This is a genomic window from Paraburkholderia sp. FT54, assembly GCF_031585635.1.
GTDB lineage: Bacteria > Pseudomonadota > Gammaproteobacteria > Burkholderiales > Burkholderiaceae > Paraburkholderia.
Genome location: NZ_CP134195.1, coordinates 3,614,696 through 3,634,827, shown reverse-complemented (window position 1 = coordinate 3,634,827; position 20,132 = coordinate 3,614,696). Strand labels below are relative to the sequence as shown.

The 20,132-nt window shown below is 64.9% G+C and carries 14 protein-coding genes; 2 read left to right on the top strand and 12 right to left on the bottom strand.

What is annotated here, in order from left to right; all coding sequences use genetic code 11:
* Positions 1-68 precede the first annotated feature (68 nt).
* From proC to RI103_RS16695, 6 genes are all read right to left on the bottom strand, one after another.
* Complete coding sequence (gene proC, locus RI103_RS16720; RefSeq protein ID WP_310813025.1) at positions 69-884, bottom strand: pyrroline-5-carboxylate reductase; 816 nt, start codon at positions 882-884, stop codon at positions 69-71.
* 57 nt (positions 885-941) lie between these two features.
* Positions 942-1,640, bottom strand: coding sequence for a YggS family pyridoxal phosphate-dependent enzyme (locus tag RI103_RS16715; protein WP_310813024.1), 699 nt, complete (start codon positions 1,638-1,640; stop codon positions 942-944).
* Positions 1,641-1,677: 37 nt separating this feature from the next.
* On the bottom strand, positions 1,678-2,904 hold the full coding sequence (gene glcF / locus RI103_RS16710; protein WP_310813023.1) for a glycolate oxidase subunit GlcF: 1,227 nt from the start codon (positions 2,902-2,904) through the stop codon (positions 1,678-1,680).
* Between the two features lie 8 nt (positions 2,905-2,912).
* On the bottom strand, positions 2,913-4,001 hold the full coding sequence (gene glcE / locus RI103_RS16705) for a glycolate oxidase subunit GlcE (protein WP_310813022.1): 1,089 nt from the start codon (positions 3,999-4,001) through the stop codon (positions 2,913-2,915).
* Between the two features lie 149 nt (positions 4,002-4,150).
* Positions 4,151-5,644 carry an FAD-linked oxidase C-terminal domain-containing protein gene (locus RI103_RS16700; protein WP_310813021.1) on the bottom strand — a complete coding sequence of 498 codons (1,494 nt, stop codon included), beginning with the start codon at positions 5,642-5,644 and terminating at the stop codon, positions 4,151-4,153.
* A 70-nt stretch (positions 5,645-5,714) separates the two neighbouring features.
* Positions 5,715-7,130 carry an FAD-linked oxidase C-terminal domain-containing protein gene (locus RI103_RS16695; RefSeq protein WP_310813020.1) on the bottom strand — a complete coding sequence of 472 codons (1,416 nt, stop codon included), beginning with the start codon at positions 7,128-7,130 and terminating at the stop codon, positions 5,715-5,717.
* A 230-nt stretch (positions 7,131-7,360) separates the two neighbouring features.
* Between RI103_RS16695 and RI103_RS16690 the strand changes: the two genes are divergently transcribed.
* Positions 7,361-7,915, top strand: coding sequence for a cob(I)yrinic acid a,c-diamide adenosyltransferase (locus RI103_RS16690; RefSeq protein WP_310813019.1), 555 nt, complete (start codon positions 7,361-7,363; stop codon positions 7,913-7,915).
* A 75-nt stretch (positions 7,916-7,990) separates the two neighbouring features.
* On the opposite strand, the gene RI103_RS16685 is transcribed toward RI103_RS16690, so the two are convergent.
* The 6 genes from RI103_RS16685 to RI103_RS16660 all read right to left on the bottom strand — a co-directional run bounded on the left by RI103_RS16685 (position 7,991) and on the right by RI103_RS16660 (position 17,065).
* Positions 7,991-8,323 carry a helix-turn-helix domain-containing protein gene (locus tag RI103_RS16685; protein WP_091796681.1) on the bottom strand — a complete coding sequence of 111 codons (333 nt, stop codon included), beginning with the start codon at positions 8,321-8,323 and terminating at the stop codon, positions 7,991-7,993.
* A 3-nt stretch (positions 8,324-8,326) separates the two neighbouring features.
* Entirely contained in the window at positions 8,327-8,665 is a 339-nt protein-coding gene (locus RI103_RS16680; RefSeq protein ID WP_310813018.1) for a type II toxin-antitoxin system RelE/ParE family toxin, read from the bottom strand.
* A 185-nt stretch (positions 8,666-8,850) separates the two neighbouring features.
* A complete protein-coding gene (gene aroG, locus RI103_RS16675; protein ID WP_012431785.1) occupies positions 8,851-9,924 on the bottom strand; it encodes a 3-deoxy-7-phosphoheptulonate synthase AroG in 1,074 nt (357 codons plus the stop codon).
* Between the two features lie 381 nt (positions 9,925-10,305).
* Complete coding sequence (gene tldD / locus RI103_RS16670; protein ID WP_310813017.1) at positions 10,306-11,772, bottom strand: metalloprotease TldD; 1,467 nt, start codon at positions 11,770-11,772, stop codon at positions 10,306-10,308.
* A gap of 121 nt (positions 11,773-11,893) precedes the next feature.
* The gene (locus tag RI103_RS16665) at positions 11,894-12,745 is read right to left on the bottom strand and encodes a carbon-nitrogen hydrolase family protein (protein WP_310813016.1); all 852 of its coding nucleotides are present in this window, start codon (positions 12,743-12,745) and stop codon (positions 11,894-11,896) included.
* 129 nt (positions 12,746-12,874) lie between these two features.
* Positions 12,875-17,065, bottom strand: a complete 4,191-nt coding sequence (locus RI103_RS16660) for a YhdP family protein (RefSeq protein WP_310813015.1) — start codon at positions 17,063-17,065, stop codon at positions 12,875-12,877.
* 195 nt (positions 17,066-17,260) lie between these two features.
* Between RI103_RS16660 and glnE the strand changes: the two genes are divergently transcribed.
* Positions 17,261-20,053, top strand: a complete 2,793-nt coding sequence (gene glnE, locus RI103_RS16655) for a bifunctional [glutamate--ammonia ligase]-adenylyl-L-tyrosine phosphorylase/[glutamate--ammonia-ligase] adenylyltransferase (RefSeq protein WP_310813014.1) — start codon at positions 17,261-17,263, stop codon at positions 20,051-20,053.
* Positions 20,054-20,132 lie beyond the last annotated feature (79 nt).

Below are 20,132 nucleotides of genomic sequence, written 5' to 3'. Positions count from 1 at the left end.
TTGCGGCGCTGCGTGCCGCCGCGTACTTCCATTGCTCTGTCTTCTCGACTACCAGCCGCCGAACGCGCTCACTGCTTGCCGAACTCGTCGCCCATTTCCTTGGCGCGGGCATCGGCGGCGAGCACGCCGCGCACGATCGCATCCTTGATGCCGCTCGCGTCGAACGACGCCAGCGCCGCCGCCGTCGTGCCGCCCTTCGACGTCACGCGTTCGCGCAACAGGCTCGGCGGCTCGTCGGAATTCGCGGCCAGCTGCGCCGCGCCGGTAAAGGTCGCCAAGGCCAGCGCGCGGCCTTGCGCGTCATCCATGCCGAGCTGGCGCGCGGCTTCCTGCAACGCCTCGATGAAATAGAACACGTAGGCCGGCCCGCTGCCCGAGATTGCGGTGACGGCGTCGATCTTCGCTTCGTCGTCGAACCAGACGGTTTCGCCGACCGCGCCGAGCACTTGCGACGCGAGTGCGCGGCCCGCTTCGTCAACGCTGCCGGTCGCGACGAGACCTGTCACGCCCATGCCGATCAGCGCCGGTGTGTTCGGCATGACGCGCACGATACGGTTGTGCCCATTCAGCCAGCGCGACATGTCGTTCATGCGAATGCCCGCGACGATGCTCACAGCCAGTTGCGACGCGTTCAGATGCGGCGCGATCGTCTCGGCGACGCTCTTCAGGATCTGCGGCTTCACTGCCAGCACGACTGCGTCGTAGGCGGCGAGCGGGGTGTCCGCGGCGGCGCCGGTCTTGATGCCGAATTGCTGCTCATTGCGCTTGCGCGCGTCTTCGCTGGGATCGATTGCGTAGAGGTCAGCGGGTGCGACGCCACGCTTAATGAGGCCGCCGATCAACGCGGCGGCCATGTTGCCCCCGCCGATAAAAGCAATTTTCATGATGTTCCGAATGAAGTGCCGTGAAAAGCGTGAAGAGCCTGAAGCGGCCCGGAAAGGTCAGTTGGAGTAATCTCGGGCGCCGAAGATCGCGGTGCCGACGCGCACGATCGTCGCGCCTTCCAGCACCGCGGCCTCGAGGTCGCTCGACATACCCATGGACAGCGTGTCGAGTTCGAGTCCGTCGTTACACAGACGCTCGAACAACTCACGCAAGTGCCGATGCGGCACGCGCTGCTCGTCGATGCCGCCGGTCGGCTCGGGAATCGCCATCAGGCCGCGTAAATTCAGCTTCGGCAGGGCGGCGATCGCCTGCGCGACTTCCACCGCCTCGGGAATGCTCACGCCGCTCTTCGACGCCTCGCCACTGATGTTGACCTGCAGGCATACGTTGAGTGGCGGCAGGTTGTCCGGACGCTGCTCCGAGAGCCGCTGCGCGATCTTCAACCGATCGACCGAATGCACCCAGTCGAACTGCTCGGCGACCGGCCGCGTCTTGTTCGATTGCAACGGACCGATGAAATGCCAGTCGAGCGTGGCGCGCAAATCGGCGAGCGCCTCGATCTTGGTGAGGGCTTCCTGCACGTAGTTTTCACCGAACGCGCGCTGGCCGGCTGCGTAGGCGGCGCGTACGTCTTCGGCGGGGAAGGTCTTGGAGACCGCCAGCAGATGGACCGAGCGCGTATCGCGTCCGGCCACGTGCGCGGCCATGGCGATGCGCTGCTGCACCGCCTCGAGGTTGTGAATCAGATCGGGCATGACGGAACCAGAAGTCCAGCGAAAGTCGATGACTGGATTATACGGACAGCATGTGCTCGACTAGTTCTATCCAGTGCGCGACCGGCGTCGACGTGCCGCTTTGCAGATGCGCAATGCAGCCGACGTTCGCCGATACGATCACCTGCGGCTCTTGCGCCTGCAACCGTTCGAGCTTCTGATCGCGCAGCGCATACGAGAGCTTGGGCTGCGTCAGCGAATAAGTGCCGGCCGAGCCGCAACACAGATGACTGTCCGCGGGCAGGCGCACCTCGACACCCAGCGCGGCCAGCAGATGCTCAACCTTGCCGCGAATCTGCTGACCATGCTGCAACGTGCAAGGCGGATGAAACGCCACCGTGTGCACCGAGCGGCGGCGCGTGACCGCGACCAGCGCTTCTTCGAACTCGGGCAGGATCTCCGCGACGTCGCGCGTCAATTCCACCACGCGGCGCGCCTTCTCCGCGTACGCTGGATCGTGGCGCAACAGGTGCGCATATTCCTTGACGGTCGCGCCGCAGCCGGACGCGTTCATCACGATCGCCTCCGCTCCTTGTTCGACGTACGGCCACCATGCGTCGATGTTGGCGCGCAGGTCGTCGAGCGCTTCATCGTTGTAGCCCAGATGCAGACGGATCGCGCCGCAGCAGCCGGCATCCGGCGCGATCAGCGTTTCCACGCCGAGCGCGTCGAGCACGCGCGCGGTGGCGATGTTGACGTTCGGCATCATCGAAGGTTGCACGCAACCGGCCAGCATCAGCATCTTGCGTGGATGTTTCGCGGTCGGCCATTCGAGCGGACGCTGCCGCGCGGGCACCTTGTCGCGCAGCTTCTTGGGCAACAACGGACGAAAATGCTGGCCGATGCGCATGGTCGGCGTGAAGAGCGCGCTGTTCGGCACGAAGCTCGCGAGCATGCGCCGCACCAGCCGTTGACTGAACGGCCTCGTGACTTTTTCTTCAGTGAGCTTGCGGCCGATTTCCACCAGCCGGCCATATTGCACGCCGGACGGGCAGGTCGTTTCGCAGTTGCGGCAGGTCAGGCAGCGGTCGAGGTGCACCTGAGTGCTGCGCGTGACCGGCGCGCCTTCGACCATCTGCTTGATCAGATAGATGCGTCCGCGTGGTCCGTCGAGTTCGTCGCCGAGTATCTGATAGGTCGGGCAAGTGGCCGTGCAGAAACCGCAATGCACGCAATTGCGCAAGATGCCGTCGGCTTCGTCGCCATCGGGCGTGTTGCGAATGAAGTCCGCGAGGTTGGTTTGCATCGCGTCGCTCAGAAGTCGGGGTAGAGACGGCCGCGATTGAAGATGCGGGCCGGGTCGAAGGCGGTTTTCAGGCCTCGATGGATTTTCATCAGCGGCGCGGGAAGCGGGGTGAACACACCGGCGCCGCGGTCGTAGCCGTGACCGGTGCGGAAAATCGTGGCGTGGCCGCCGGCCTGCTTGGCGCTGATTCGCACGGTTTGCGCGTCGGTGTCGGTGATCCACCAGCGCTGGCCGCCGCCCCATTCCATGAGTTGCGCGCCGGGCAGTTGCAGCGGCTCCGTGATCGAAGGCAGTGCGAGGCGCCACAGCGCGGCGCGCGGCGGAATGGCGGCGAAGAACGAGTCGGTCTGCTCGCGCAGGCCCGCCCAGAACCGTTCGGCTTCGACCGCATCGACGACTTCGCCGCCGAGCGCCACCTTTGCCGACTTGACTGCGGCCTCGGCGCCGGCGAGGCGCACGGCCAGCGTGCCATGACGCCAGGCGCTCGCGGTAATCGGCAGCGGCCGCCCGCCCCATTCGTTGAGCTTACGGACCGCGTCGGTGCCGTTCATGTCGAATTTGAGCGTGGCTTCCGCCTGCGGCAACGGCAGCACCTTGATCGACAGTTCCAGGATCAGTCCCAGCGTGCCGAGCGAGCCGGCCATCAGGCGCGAAACGTCATAGCCCGCGACGTTCTTCACCACCTGGCCGCCGAAATGCAGCTTCTGGCCCTGGCCGTTCATGATCACGGCGCCGAGCACGAAGTCGCGCGCCGCGCCGGCCGACGGGCGGCGCGGACCGGCAATGCCCGCGGCGATGCAGCCGCCGAAGGTGGCCTGCGGCCCGAAGTGCGGCGGTTCGAAGGCGAGCATCTGATGATGGTCGGCGAGCGCGGCCTCGATCTCCAGCAGGGGCGTGCCCGCGCGCGCGGTGATGACCAGCTCCGCCGGATCGTACGCGATGATGCCGCGATAAGCGCGCGTGTCGAGGATGTCACCTTCCAGCGTCTGACCGTACCAGTCTTTGGTGCCGCCGCCACGGATGCGCAACGCGCGCCCCTCGGCGCTGGCCGACCGCACACGGTCCGACCACACGGTGACGATGTCGTCCTCTTCCATGGTGTCCTGCTTCGTTGTGTTTCGATTGATTGTACCGGGCGGGGGCTCGCTGGCAACCAGGAGCGGACCCGCATCGGGTAATCAGGGTGAGAGCAGGAAAACTGACGCCCACGCGGGCTGCGCGTGATGCGTCGGCGGGCAACACAGTGTTAAAAGCGGGGCAACTCCGGATGCGGCAGCAGGCCGCCGCGCACATGCATCTTGCCGTATTCGGCGCAGCGCGCCCGCGTGGGAATGCCCTTATCGGGGTTGAGCAGGCCGGGCGCGTCGAAAGCCCGCTTGACCGCGTGGAATGTGTCGCGTTCTTCGGGCGAAAACTGCACGCACATCGAATTGATCTTCTCGATGCCCACACCGTGCTCACCAGTCACCGTGCCGCCCAGTTCCACGCACGCTTCGAGGATGTCGCAACCGAACGCTTCGGCGCGGTGCCACTCGTCCTGGTCGTTGCCGTTGAACAGGATCAGCGGATGCATGTTGCCGTCGCCCGCATGGAATACGTTGATGCAGCGCAGGTTGTAGGTCTTCTCCATGACCTCGATACGCGCCAGCAACGGTCCGATACTGCGGCGCGGTACGGTGCCGTCCATGCAGTAATAGTCGGGTGAAATGCGCCCGGCGGCCGGGAACGCATTCTTGCGCCCCGACCAGAAGCGCAGCCGTTCGTTCTCCGAGCGGGAGATCTGGATGCGGGTGGCGCCCTGTTCGCGCAGCACCGCTGTCATGCGCACGATTTCATCGGCGACTTCTTCAGGCGTGCCGTCCGATTCGCACAGCAGGATCGCCGCCGCGTCGAGATCGTAGCCCGCGTGGACGAATTCCTCGACGGCGCGCGTGGCCGGCTTGTCCATCATCTCCAGTCCCGCCGGGATGATGCCCGCCGCAATGATGCCGGCGACCGCGTCGCCGCCTTTCACGACGTCGTCGAAACTGGCCATGATGACCTGCGCCGTTTGCGGCTTCGGAATCAGCTTGACGGTGACTTCGGTGACGATCGCGAACATGCCTTCGCTGCCGATCAGCACGGCCAGCAGATCGAGGCCGGGCGCGTCGGGTGCGAGCGAGCCGAACTCGACGATTTCGCCTTCCATGGTGACGGCGCGCACGCGCATCACGTTATGCACCGTGAGACCGTATTTGAGGCAGTGAACGCCGCCGGAATTCTCGGAGACATTGCCGCCGATCGTGCAGGCGATCTGCGACGACGGGTCCGGCGCGTAATACAGACCGTAAGGTGCGGCGGCTTCGGAGATGGACAGATTGCGCACACCGGGTTGCACCGTGGCTGTCCGCGCGTACGAATCGACTTCGACGATCTTGCGGAAGCGCGCGAGCGACACCACCACGCCGTGACGGATGGGCATGGCACCGCCGGACAGACCCGTGCCCGCGCCGCGCGGCACGATCGGCACGTCGAGGCGATGGCAGATCTGCACGATGCGCTGGACCTGCGATTCCGTCTCCGGCAACGCCACCGCGAGCGGCAGACGCCGGTAGGCTGCGAGACCGTCGCACTCGTAGGCGACGGTGTCTTCTTCGCGATACAGCAAACAATGGGTCGGCAATACCGCCATTAGCGCCTGCACGACTTCGCGCTGGCGCTGGGCGAGTACTTCGGCCGTCAGTTCAGCGGGTGCGTTCATTTGACTTGTCTCCTCGTGCCTTTCAAGTCCAACGCGGCTGGCTTTCTGGCGCGCCGCGCCTGAATACGCCTCAAGCTGCCCAGGTGAAGATCTTGCCCGGGTTCATCAGATTGTGCGGATCGAGCGCATGCTTGATGGAGCGCATCGTATCGACCGCGACTTCACCGTGCTCTTCGAGCAGGAAGCCCATCTTGTGCAGCCCAACGCCGTGCTCGCCCGTGCAGGTGCCGTCCATGCGCAGCGCGCGTTGCACGATGCGATGGTTCAGACGCTCGGCTTCGACGAGTTCTTCCGGCTTGTTGGGATCGATCAGAATCGCGACATGGAAATTGCCGTCGCCCACATGGCCGACGATCGGGCAGGGCAGCGGCGAGGCTTTCAGATCCTGTTCGGTTTCCTCCACGCATTCCGCGAGACGTGAGATCGGCACGCAGACGTCGGTGGTGACCGCGCGGCAGCCGGGCTTCAGTTGCAGCATGGCGAAATAGGCGTTGTGGCGCGCGTTCCACAGACGGCTGCGATCCTCCGGGCGGGTCGCCCATTCGAAGCCTTCGCCGGCATTCTGCGCGGCGATCTCCTGCACCAGCTCGGCTTGCTCCTTCACGCCGGCCTCTGTGCCGTGGAATTCGAAGAATAGCGTGGGCGCTTCACGCAGCGTCAGATTCGAGTGGCGATTGATGGAGCGGATGGCGAGCGAGTCGACGAACTCGACGCGCGCAATCGGCACACCCATCTGGATCGTTTCAATCACTGCGCGAACCGCAGCGCCCATGGACGGGAACGCGCACACCGCCGCTGACACCGCTTCGGGTTGCGGATACAGGCGCACGGTGATTTCCGTGATCACGCCGAGCGTGCCTTCCGAGCCGACGAACAGGCGCGTGAGGTCGTACCCCGCGGACGACTTGCGGGCCCGCGTGCCAGTTTTGATCACGCGGCCGTCGGCCAGCACCACGGTCAGCCCGAGCACGTTCTCGCGCATCGTGCCGTAGCGCACGGCGTTGGTGCCCGAGGCGCGCGTGGCCGACATGCCGCCGATGCTCGCGTCCGCGCCCGGGTCGATCGGGAAGAACAGACCCGTGTCGCGCAATGCCTCGTTCAACTGCTTGCGTGAGATGCCGGGCTCGACGGTGACCGTCAGGTCTTCGGCGTTGATCGACAACACCCGGTTCATTTCCGACAGATCGATCGATACGCCGCCTTGCACGGCAAGCAGATGCCCTTCGAGCGACGAGCCGTTGCCGTAAGGGATGATCGGCACATTGTACTGGCCGCACAGTTTGACGATGGTTTGCACGTCTTCGGTCGTGCGTGCGAACACGACGGCGTCAGGCAGTTGCGGGTCGAACGGCGATTCGTCGCGGCCATGATGGGCGCGCACGGCGTCGGAGACGGACACGCGATCAGCGAAGGCGGCTTTGAGGGCGCTCAGCAATTCGGCGGGAAACGGTCGGCGCAGCGGGGCCGGCGGCACGGGATGATTCACGCATGTCTCCTGGTATGTGGGGCGGTGCTGGTTTGCAGCATGTGTTTCATTTTACGCCGATCGCCCGTGGGCCGGCGTTGCAGCCGGCCAGCGCTTCTATAATGGCGGCGACTTCACGATGCGCGCAATATGGATAAACGCGATGGCTGATGGGTTGTTGTGAACCATCCTTGGCCCATGGCGGGCAGCGTGGCGCGGCGCATCGTCACTGAATGCATGGGAGACATCACATGGGCAACCGCTTGAGCAAGATCGCCACCCGTACGGGGGACGACGGCACCACCGGTCTTGGCGATGGCAGCCGTGTGCGCAAAGACAGCGCGCGCATCGCCGCGATAGGCGACGTGGACGAACTCAACTCGAACCTCGGCGTGTTGCTGTGTGAATCCTTGCCGGACAAGGTGCGGACAGCGCTAGTTGCGATTCAGCACGATCTGTTCGACCTTGGCGGCGAACTGTGCATTCCCGGCCACACGATGATTACCGACCGGCAACTCGCCCAACTCGACGACTGGCTTGCCGACTACAACGCGGCTCTGCCGCCGCTGAAGGAGTTCATTCTGCCAGGCGGCTCACGCGCGGCCTCGCTCGCACATGTGTGCCGCACCGTGTGCCGCCGTGCCGAACGGGCGATCGTTGCGTTGGGTGAGCACGAGACCATTAACGCCGCGCCGCGCCAGTATGTGAACCGGCTATCCGATCTGCTGTTCGTGCTCGCGCGCGTGCTCAATCGTGCGGACGGTGGCACCGACGTGCTGTGGCAGCACGAGCGCAGCGCCGGCTAGAGCCGGGCCGTGGCAATGCGTGTATGACGGCGTGATAACGCATGCAAAGTCACACGCATTGACGAGTGCTGCACGTTAGCCGACCGCCAGCGTGACTGGCTTACCGATCCGGCTCATCATTTCCACCAAAGTGTCGATGGTGAACTTGGTGGTCTTCTTGTTGACCACGTCGGACACGCGCGGGCGCGACACCATCAGAATCTCGGCTGCCTCGGCCTGCTTCAAATGATGCTGTTCGATCCAGGTGGACAGTTCCGTCATAAGCTGCTCCTTGAGCAGCCGCGTGTCGTTGATCTGTTTTTGCGACGCGGCGTGCAGGCGTTTCGCCTCTTCAGCGGAAAAGCCGAGTTCGAGGAACAGATTGGCGCCGGGCCTGGTTACGTGACGAATTTTGGTGTCGATCGTCATTTGCTAAGTTTTCCTATCGTTAATGATGGCGCGATACCGCGTTTCGGCAATCTTCCTGTCACGCGGACCCAGCTTTTGCGTTTTCTTCTGGAAGCAATGCAGCACGTACAGTGCTTCCACAAACTTGGTCACGTACATGACGCGAAAAATGCCGTCTGCCTCCTTGATGCGAATCTCGCGCGTTCCAGGGCCGATTGAGTCAAACGGTTTCCAGTCGTCAGGGTCGAGCCCTGCCTGAATCTTGCCCAGTTGAAACCCCGCTCGGCGACGCATCTCTTCGGGAAAGGCGAGTAAATCGTGATAGCTGGAGCCTAGCCAGCGAATTTCTTTTTCCTGCTCCATAGCCGCCTTTCATGTACAAAATCTTATACGCAACTTTCATCCCGGTCAAGTCGGATTCGACCCGGCCATGAGTTGTTACGGTACAGAGGCGGTTAAAGGAGCACCATTCGTCCGTTTGGCTAACAAAAAGCCCGGCTCATCGAGCCGGGCTTTTTCGTGCATCTACTGCTGCAATCAGCGTGGCTTCAGTTGCCGCTGCCGCGTGCCACACGGCGTTGCTTGACCGCGTCGGCGAGGCCTTCGAGCACGGCGACGCTTTCATCCCAGCCGATGCACGCGTCGGTGATGCTCTGGCCGTACGTCAGCGCGCAGCCTTCCTGCAGGTCCTGGCGGCCGGCCACCAGATGCGATTCCACCATCACGCCGACAATCCGTTCGTCACCCGAAGCAATCTGACGGCCGATATCCGCGCACACCGGAATCTGATTCTCGTGCTTCTTCGAGCTGTTCGCGTGGCTCGCGTCGATCATCAGACGCGCGGCGAGACCGGCTTTGCCAATGTCCGCGCATGCCGCGTTGACGCTGTCCGCGTCGTAGTTTGGCGTCTTGCCGCCACGCAGGATGATGTGGCAGTCCTCATTCCCTGCAGTCGAGACGATCGCCGAGTGGCCGCCCTTGGTGACCGACAGGAAATGGTGCGGCTGCGAAGCGGCCTTGATCGCGTCGACGGCGATCTTGACGTTGCCGTCCGTGCCGTTCTTGAAGCCGACTGGGCACGACAGTCCCGAAGCCAGTTCGCGGTGCACCTGGGACTCGGTGGTGCGCGCGCCGATCGCACCCCACGAGATCAGGTCGGCGATGTACTGCGGGCTGATCATGTCGAGATATTCGGTGCCGGCCGGCAGGCCCAGTTCGTTGATGCGCAACAGCAGCTCGCGCGCGGTGCGCAGGCCGTCGTTGATCTTGAAGCTGTTGTCCATGTGCGGGTCGTTGATGAGACCCTTCCAGCCCACGGTAGTGCGCGGCTTTTCGAAGTACACGCGCATCACGATTTCGAGTTCGCCCGCGAAGCGCTTGCGCTGCTCGATCAGACGCCCCGCATATTCCATCGCTGCCTTGGTATCGTGAATCGAGCACGGTCCGATGATCACGATCAAGCGGTCTTCCATGCCGTGCAGAATGCGATGCATCGCGGTGCGCGAGTTGTAGATCACGTCGGACACCGTTTCGTCGCAAGCGAATTCGCGGATCAGGTGAGCGGGCGGCGTGAGTTCTTTCAGTTCGCGGATGCGGACATCGTCGGTATTGTGCGGGGGCATGTTGTTCTCCAATCGGTTCGTAGCGTGTTCGCGCGGGCAGTCAGGGTTGCGATGAAGCAGCGATGCCAGAGCGGACGACCATCAAAAAAGTAAAGTTTCAAAGACGTGAGGCGAAAAAAAACCGCCAGGCTAGCTGGCGGTTTTTCGGGAATTCTCGGTGTTCTGCGTGCATTAACACCCCTCTCGATCCGCCAGCGGTCTGAGATGCCAAAAAAAGTAAAAGTAAAACTTGGCGGACATGGCGAAATGAGGTCGCAGGTCAAAAAGGGTGAGTGACTTTATAACCCGGGCAGGCGGCGCTTGCAAGCTGCAGGGTACAAAAATGCGGAAAATCCGCATACTTCGCGCGATGCATGCACGAAGTATGCATTTTCTGCCGAATCAGGCTGTGCCGCCGACCGTCATCCGGTCGATCCGCAGCGTGGGTTGGCCGACGCCCACCGGCACGCTCTGGCCTTCCTTGCCGCACACGCCGACGCCCGAATCGAGCTTCATGTCGTTGCCGATCATGCTGACGTATTTGAGCGATTCCGGGCCGCTGCCGATCAGCGTCGCGCCCTTCACCGGGTACGTGACCTTGCCGTTTTCGATCATGTACGCCTCGGACGCCGAGAACACGAACTTGCCGTTGGTGATGTCGACCTGGCCGCCGCCGAAGTTCACCGCATACAGGCCGTTTTTCACGGAGGCGATGATTTCCTGCGGGTCCTTGTCGCCGTTGAGCATGTACGTGTTGGTCATGCGCGGCATGGGCAGCGCTGCATACGACTCGCGGCGCGCGTTGCCGGTGACCGGCATTTTCATTAGACGCGCGTTCAGCGTGTCCTGGATGTAGCCCTTCAGGATGCCGTCCTCGATCAGCGTGGTGCACTGGGTAGAGTTGCCTTCGTCGTCGATATTGAGCGAGCCGCGGCGGTTCGGCAGCGTGCCGTCGTCGACCACGGTGACGCCCTTGGCGGCGACCTGTTCGCCGATTCGTCCGGCGAATGCCGACGAACCCTTCCGGTTGAAGTCGCCTTCGAGACCGTGGCCGATCGCTTCGTGCAGCAGCACGCCGGGCCAGCCCGGTCCGAGCACGACGGTCATCGCGCCGGCCGGCGCCGGACGGGCTTCGAGATTGACCAGCGCCGCATGCACGGCGTCGTCGACATAGCCCGACAGCACGTCGTCAGTGAAATAGCCGTAGTCGAAGCGGCCGCCGCCGCCACCGCTGCCGATTTCGCGGCGGCCGTTCTGCTCGGCGATCACCGTGACCGACACACGCACCAGCGGACGAATGTCGGCCGCGAAGCCGCCGTCGCTGCGCGCGACCAGCACCACGTCGTATTCACCGGCGAGGCCGGCCATGACCTGCTGGATACGCGGATCGCGCCCGCGCGCCATCTGTTCGATGCGCTCGAGCAGCTTGACCTTCGCGGTGGCGTCGAGCGAATGCAGCGGATCGGCCGGCAGATACAGATCGCGCCCGGCGATGCCGGTCAGCGACGACGCCACCTTGATCTTCTGCTTGCCGCCGCCCGCCTTGGCGATCGAACGGGTGGCGAGCGCCGCCTGGCGGATCGCTTCGGGCGACAGGTCGTCCGAATAGGCGAAAGCCGTGCGGTCGCCCGACACGGCGCGCACGCCGACGCCCTGGTCGATACTGAAGCTGCCTGATTTCACGATGCTTTCTTCGAGACTCCACGCTTCGCTGCGCGTGTACTGGAAATACAGGTCGGCGTAGTCGATCTTGTGCGTGAAGATTTCGGCGAGCGTGCGGGTGAGCAGGGCTTCGTCGAGACCGTAGGGCGTCAGGAGGATGTCCTTGGCGGTGGCGAGATTACGGATACCGGGTTCGATGATGTTCATGCGAAGTATGTTCTGCTCGATACGAAGGATTCGGTTAGCGCCTCTGTCACTCACTTATATGAGCAGGGGGCGCCGCAGTTTCAATGTCACGCGGAAGGGTTTATCCACTGAGTCAGGTGAGTCAACTGAGCACGCGATGACGCCAGGCGGGCAGACTCTGTCGCACTTCGTCGATGCGCGCACGCTCGAGATTGCCGGCGACCACGCCTGCGCCTTCGTCGCGCACCGCGACGATTTCGCCCCACGGGTCGATCAGCATGCTGTGGCCCCACGTACGGCGGCCGTTTTCATGTTTGCCGCCTTGCGCCGCGGCCAGCACGTAACACTGGTTTTCGACCGCCCGGGCGCGCAGCAGCATTTCCCAATGCGCGCGGCCGGTCGTGTAGGTGAACGCCGACGGCACCACGATCAGCGCGCAGTCGCCCATGCGCCGGTACAGTTCCGGAAAGCGCAGATCGTAGCAGACCGACAGGCCGACGCGGCCGAACGGCGCCTCGAACGTGCGGACCTCGCCGCCGGGGCAGATGGTGCGCGCCTCGTCGAACGATTCCTCGCCCTTTTCAAAGTTGAACAGGTGGATCTTGTCGTAGCGCGCGGCCTCGTTGCCTTGCGGGTCGAACACCAGCGTGGTGTTCAGCACACGCGAGGCTTCGGGCGACATCAACGGCAGCGTGCCGCCGATCACCCAGACTTTGTGGCGGCGCGCGGCGTCGGCAAGAAAGCGCTGGATCGGGCCGTCCTGATAGGGTTCGCGCACGGCAAGCTTGTCCGTGTCCTTGAAGCCCATGAAGCAGAAGTATTCAGGCAGCAGGACGAGTTGCGCGCCCTCGGCGGCGGCTTCGGCGATCAGGCGCCCGGCCTCGGCCAGATTGCGCTCGCGATCCGGTGTGCTGACCATTTGCAGCGCGGCGACACGGAATGCGCTTTTCAGGGAACCGCTGGAGACGGTTGAAGAGACGTGTGTTTCGCTCATGAGCGTTTCGGAAAACTCCCGGCAAGGCGGCGGCGCGAACAGCTTGCGCCGCATACGTCGTTCAAGGCTGGCTGGGGCCGCCGGTGCGGCACGGTGACTGTCTGACCAAACAAAGGGCCGGACACAGCCTCAGTGCGCTTCCACGGTCGAAGCCGGAGCGTCCATCTTACCGCGATCGTCCTTCACCCGCTCGACGTGCGGTTTCGACCACGACCCAGTGATCGCGTAATCGCGCGCGAACGCGTGCGAGACGGTCTGGCTAAAGGCCACATCGGCCACCAGCGCGCCCAGCCCGAGCAGCGGATTGATGACGGCCGCGGCAATCACGCCGGCGCCGGCGCTGATCGTCGGCACGACCCGCACGTGCAGATCCTGGGTTTCCTGAGCGAGATCGACCGAACCCTTCATCTCGGCGCGCGCCGGCGCGGTCACCAACTCGAAGTTCTCGGTGCGGCCGATGCCGTTGTGAATCTGCGCCGTGCCGGTGACGTGCTCGAACGGCAAGCCTTCGCCGATCACGTCGTGGAAGTTCATCGTGGCGAAGCGCGCGAGGCTTTGCAGGCTGAGCACGCCCAGCAGCTTGGCGACGCCCGGATCGACCTTGAGAATCTGGCCATGCCGCAGATCGACTGCCAGATTGCCGTTGAAGGTCGGATAGTCGATCTTGGTCGGGCCGCCCTGCCACACCACCTTGCCCGAGAGCGAGCCGTTGCCCGCCTTGAGCGTGCGCGGCTGGCCGAAGCGCTCCAGCAGCGCGCCGGCGTCCTTGATGTCGAGCTTGAAATCGAACACGGTGCGGCGCGGTGTGGCTTGATCGGCGCTGTTGCCAAGTTCGGTCGAGGTGCGCCAGTTCGCGGTGGCGGTCAGCGTGGCGGCGGAGTTGGTGATGTCGAGCTTGTCGAGTTGCCAGACCGGCACGCCGTCTTCGTCGAAGTTGTGCGCATCGACTTCGAGACGGCCGACGTTGCGGTCGCGGAAGATCAGTTCGTTGACCACCAGATCGATGGACGGCATGTTCTGCGCCGGCGCCGATATCGCCTGGCCGAGCAGGTCCTTGTCGGTGGCCGATGGAATCACCACGCGGGCAAAGCGCGCCTGCAGCGTACCGGGCGATTCTTTCGTCGCGCCCGGCAGCCACGACACATGGCCCGACACCTGGTTCGAGGCGATGTTCGCCTGCCACGTGCGGTCCGCATGCGACGCGCCGACGATCACGCTGTCCCAGTGACGCTTGAGCAGCGTCAGCGTGCCGATGTGCAGCGCGAAGCGGTTCGGCAGGAATTGCGTGACGGTCGGGTTCGGCGCGGCTGGCGTGGCCGTGGCAGGAGCGGGCGCTTCTTTGCTGCGCATCTGGGCGACCAGCGCACGCCACGCGTCCGCATCGAATGCGTCCAGCTCGACGGCCGCGGTCACGCCTTCCGATGGCAGGTCGGCGGGCCTGTTCACGCCGACCGCGCCGCGCACGACCGTCGGCGCCGTCTTCGGCTGGTAGCGCAGCAGATAGGTGGCGGCGACCGGACCGAAGGTGAGATCGGCGCGTTCCAGGCCGGTTTCACCAAACGCGGCGGACGGGTTGACGGCGAAGCGCAGTGGCATCGGCGTGCCGACCGGCTTGTTGAACGGCGCCGGGAAGTCGAGCGCGAGGCCGGTCAGGTCGGAGTTCGCCGTCACTTCGGGCAACCGCCCCTTGGCGCCGCGCACGTTGAGCGCGTAGGGCGCGCTGCCGCTCATACGCGTCAGCACCTGCGCGGCCGAGCCATGCAGATTGAGGCCGCGTGCCGCGTCGACGGCGATATGGCCGCCGAGGTCGAGCGCATAGGTGCCGTCCTTCTTCAAGCCGCCGTTCGCGTGCACGTCGCCGCCGAGGAATTGCCCGGAGAGCCGCTCCACCTGCGCCGTGTGTTCGGTGAAATGCACCTTGCCCTTCAGTTGCGACAGCGGCGGCACGTTCTCGACGCTCAAGCGGTTGTTCTGGAAGCCGACCGCGCCTTCCACAGCGATGTGCGGCTTCGGCGTACGCGGCACCGTGAGCTGAAGCGCGAGGGACGCCGGCCCTTCGGCGCGCACCTTCTCGGTTTCATGCTTCGCCATGATGCCGAGCGAGCTGGCGTTCACGTAGTCGAGCATGTCGGCGAGCGGCCCGTGGCCATCGCCCTTGATGACGAGGCTCGACGCCTTGGTGCCGAGGTCCTCGATCCTGCCGTTGACGCCGATCAGTGCGACCTGCTTGTAATGCGCCCGGTCGATATCGAAGCGCAGCACGTTCTGCTTGAGCTCGAACACGCCGTCGATGCCGTCGAGCGCCGGCCACACATTCGGCGTGCCGTTCCTCATCTTGCGCGGCGGGAAGGGCGTCGGATCGAACTTGCCGCCCTTGAACGGCGCGACGATATGGAATAGCCCGGCGCTCGGATCGCGCGAGTACGGGAACTTGGTCAGATCGCCATGCACCTCGATGGTGGCGCCCTGCGACATGCCGGCCTGCAAGCCGTGACCCAGATAGATGCGCAGCTTTTCGCTGATGCTGGTCGGCAAATAGCGGACGATGCGCGCCACCTGCGCGCGCTGGAAGTCCGCTTTCAGATCGAGCGAGCCGCGTCCGTGGCCGGGGTTGCTGTAGTCGGCGGAGGCGGTGGCGGCGACGTCGGCGTTCGAGACGCTGAAATCGGCCAGCTTCACGGTGAAGGCCGGGCGGTTCTCTCCCGGCGCCTTCAGTTTGATGGCCCAGTCGGCCCGGCCGTGCAGATGATCGAGCTTCAGGCGCGGATCGTCGAACACCCCCGGCAGCGTGATGGCGACATTGGAGGTGTCGAGCAGGGCGGTGCCGTGGGTCTCGTCGGCATCCACGCTGCCCCACAGATTCTCGATGCCGGGGATACCCGCGCGTGGGTGATTCAGCGGCGTGAGCCCCGGCGGCGGCTCCTGGGCGGCCACGCTGATGCCTTGCAGATCGCCCTTGAAGCGGTAGTGCTCGATCGGCTCGGCGCCGCTCGGGCGATGATCGCTGCCTGCTTCGCCCGACTCCGGCTTGCCGCGCTCGACCTCGATTACATAATTGGCCACCAGACCGCGCGGATTGAAGCGCACCAGATTGTTCAGCAGACGCTGCGGCAGCGGCAACGCACGGCTGAATTCGGCGAGGATGCCCAGGTCGACACGATCGCCGCTCACGCTGACGAGTTGCCCATGCTGCTGCGAGGCGGTCCGGTAGCGTCCGTTCAGCGTGGTGAGCGCGAGCGTGCGGGTGAGCGGCGTGCCGTCGTCGAGCGGTGGCTGGCCGAGTTCGGCATGCAGCTGGCTGAGTTGCAGCTTGTAGTCGCCCTGTTCGGCTTCGAGGCGCCACGAGAAATTGGCGACCGGCACCAGCAGCTTCGGCTGGGTCGGACGCACCCGCAGGGCGACGTCGGTGCCGGCGAGTTGGCCGCCCGCCGACTTCATGCGTCCCTCGGTGAAGTCGATCCAGATGGCGTTGTCGATACGGCCGGCAAACGTCTCGATCGGGAAATCGACGTAGCGCGCGAGCGTCGGCAAATCGACCGGGCCGGTCGAGACGTACACCTGACCGGTCCAGTTGATCGGCTTGCCGATCGCGGAGAGCGGCGCGTGTTTGAAGTGCGTGCGGAAATCGAGCGGGCCGTGCAGGACCTGACCGTCGGCGGGCGCCTGCAGCGCGAGGCGGTGATCGTAGCCGTCGTTGAGAATCGCGATGCGGATGTCGCGCAGCGCCAACTCCGGCGCGTCATGCTGCGCATCGCGCCAGCGCAGCGCGCCGCCGCGCACCACGATCGCCTGTTGACGCAGCAGCCAGGTGGACAAGGTGTCGTTGCCGCTATGGCGGGTCGGCACCGGTACGCCCGCCACTGAGAGCACGCCGTCGCTGCTGCGCGACACCAGCACGTCCGGCTGATCGACGATCAGGCTGGACAGCGCGGGATGAAACTGCCAGAGCGACCTCCACGAGAGCGTGGCGGTGGCGTGCGGGATCGTCAGTGCGGCGTTGCCGTCGTGATCGCGGATCACGAGGTTGGTGACGTCGAGGCCGGGCTGGAAGCCGCTCCAATGCGGAGCGAGTTTGCCGATGGTGAACTGGGCGTGCAGCTTTTCGGAAACGCTGGCTTCGATGCGCGGCCGGAACGAGTCGACGCGCGGCAGGACCACGTAGCGCAAGCCGAGAAACAGACCCGTCGCAATGAAATACAGGACGAGCGCGAGCGCGAGGACCACGTGAAAAGTCCGACGCAGCACGATGTGGTCGCTTCCGCTCACAGGCCGGACTTGCACAGTTTCGTGCGGGTCGGCGGATTCGTTTCGCTCGGACATGCTGCGGCGGGTGGGCGTATGGTAGTTTTGCGAATTAACGACGAAATGTAACACACGGGAAAGCGCCGGCGGACTTCCTGCAAACCCTGTCTGCGTGCCGTCTCGCGACCTGCGCGAGGCCGCCGCGCGCGCCGCCACCGTGTACTACTGCGAACTGAACCACGCTGATCAAGCAACGAGCGAGCCAGACCCTTGATGACCGACGCCACTCTCCTGAGTTCCAACTATTCACACTACGCGGCGCGCGCCGCGGCGGCCCGTCCGCAACTCGTGGCGCACGTGGCGGCGCTCGCCGGCGGGTCGCTCACGCGCGAGCGTATCGACGCGCGTTTCGACGCGTTGTGCGCAGAGGCCGCCGGCGCGGTCGGTGCGCCGTTGAGTGAAGATGCACTCAAACGGGCCTTGCGCCAATTGCGCACCGAGGTCTTCTGCGCCGTGATGGAGCGTGATCTGGCCGGCGAGGCGGATGTTGCCGAAGTCACCGGCGCGATGACCGACCTGGCGGAGACGACTATCCAGCGGGCGCTGGCGGTCCTGTCCGCCGAACTTGAAACGCTCTACGGCGAGCCGCGCGGACCGCAAGGCGAACGGCTCTCGCTCGGCGTGGTGGGGATGGGCAAGCTGGGCGGGCGCGAGCTGAACGTGTCGTCGGATATCGACTTGATCTTCATTTATGAAGAGGACGGCGAGACGGCGGGCGGTCAGCGCTCGCCGATCGCCACGCAGGACTTTTTCACGCGCCTCGGCAAACGCCTGATCGGCGCCCTCGCCGAAGTGACCGGCGACGGCTATGTGTTCCGCGTCGACATGCGGCTGCGGCCGAACGGCGACTCGGGGCCGCTCGTGTGCAGCCTCGGCATGCTCGAAGAGTATTTCTACGTGCAAGGCCGCGAGTGGGAGCGCTATGCGTGGATCAAAGGCCGCCTCGTGTCCGAAGGCGTGAGCGACGCCGCGCAACGGTTGCAGAAGCAACTGGACGCGATCGTCACGCCGTTCGTCTACCGCCGTTATCTCGACTTCGGCGTGATCAGCGCGATTCGCGCCCTGCATCTGCAGATTCGCCAGGAGGCGCAGCGCCGCGCGTCGATGCGGCCCGACAAGGCCGACGACATCAAGCTCGGGCGGGGCGGTATCCGCGAAATCGAATTCAGCGCGCAGGTGTTCCAGTTGATCCGTGGCGGCCAGGACGCGGGCTTCCGCGTGCGGCCGACGCTTGCCGTGCTGCGTCACGCGGCCACCCATGGGCTGATCGACTCGTCGGTTTGCGTGAAGCTTTCGCAGGCATATCGCTTCCTGCGCGAACTCGAACATCGTCTGCAATACCGTAACGATGCGCAAACCCATGCGATGCCGGTCGATCCCGAGGAACGCGCGGCGCTCGCTCACGCGATGGGTTGCGACGACTACGCCGCGCTGATGACCAGGCTCGATGCGCATCGCGAATTCGTCGAACAGCAGTTCGATCAGATTTTCGCCGACAAGGTGAGCGGCCGCGACGGCTGCGGCGCACCCGAAGACGGCGCCGCCGTATGGGTCTGGAGCAGCGCGCTCGCCGACGACAGCGCCGACGAAGCCCTGCAGGCGCGCCTCATCGAACTCGGCGTGGCTGAGCCGGGCGAACTGGTCGCGCGGCTGCGCGCGGTGTGGCAGTCCTCGCGTTACGCGGGGCTGGCCGAGCGTAGCCGGCAGCGTTTCGATATCGTCGCGCAACGGGCGCTCGAAGCCGCGCGCACGCTGGAGCCGGCCGAGCGGCGCGGCGATACCGTGGCGCGCTTCTTCGACCTGCTCGAAGCGGTGAGCCGGCGCGGCGCCTATCTGGCGCTGCTGACCGAATATCCGCAGGCGCTGCATCGCGTGCTGTCGGTGCTCGGCGGATCGCGCTGGGCGGCGGGCTACCTGATCCGCCATCCGCAATTGCTCGACGAATTGCTGGACGACGAAGCAATCAACAGCCCGTTCGACTGGCCCGAGTTCAAGCGCACGCTGCGCCTGCGTCTGGCCGCTGCGGACGGCGTCGAGCAGCAGATGGACCTGTTGCGCCATGCGCACCAGGCCGAGGTATTTCGCATTCTGCTGATCGATCTGGCCGGCAAGCTGAGCGTCGAACATGTGAGCGACCGGCTGTCCGAACTCGCCGATGCCGTGCTCGACGTCACGCTGGAGGCCGTCTGGAACCAGTTGCCGAAACGCCACCGCGACGTGCCGCGTTTCGCGGTGATCGCGTACGGCAAGCTGGGCGGCAAGGAACTGGGTTACGCGTCCGACCTCGATCTGATCTTCCTCTACGACGACACGGACGACGCAGCAGCCGACGTCTACTCCACCTACACCCGCCGCCTGATCACCTGGCTCACGACCGCCACCGGCGCCGGCACCCTGTTCGACGTCGACTTGCGCCTGCGCCCGAACGGCGAGTCGGGTCTGCTCGTCACCGATCTTGACGCGTTTCGCCGTTACCAGCTTCGCGAGGGCGACGCGGCCAATACGGCGTGGGTGTGGGAGCACCAGGCACTCAGCCGTGCGCGCTACTGCGCGGGCGATGCCGAGATCGGCGCGAAGTTCGAAGCCATCCGCGAACAGGTGTTGACCACGCCGCGCGAAGCTGCGCCGCTGATGAAAGAGATCGTCGAGATGCGTGCGCGCGTCGAAGCGGGGCATCCGAACCATACGGCGCTGTTCGACCTGAAGCACGACAGCGGCGGGATGGTGGATATCGAGTTCACCGTGCAGTACTGGGTGCTGTTGCACGCGGCGAGCGATCCCGAGCTGATCCGCAATACCGGCAACATCGCGTTGCTGCGGGAAGTATCGCGGCTTGGTCTGATGAGCGAGGCGGAAGCGGAGACGGTCGGTGCGGCGTATCGAACGTACCGCAAGTTGCAGCACCAGTTGCGTCTGGACGGGATGGAGAAGGCGCGGGTCGTGCCGGCGCTGGTGGCCACCGAGCGGGAGGCGGTGCTGGGCCTGTGGAAGCGCGTGTTTGGTTAAATGCGCGCGAGGGTTTCTCGCGCGGAGTCTGTCTGCCGGCGCTTTGAGCGCCGGCGTCAGCGAGGTCGCGGCCTTCACT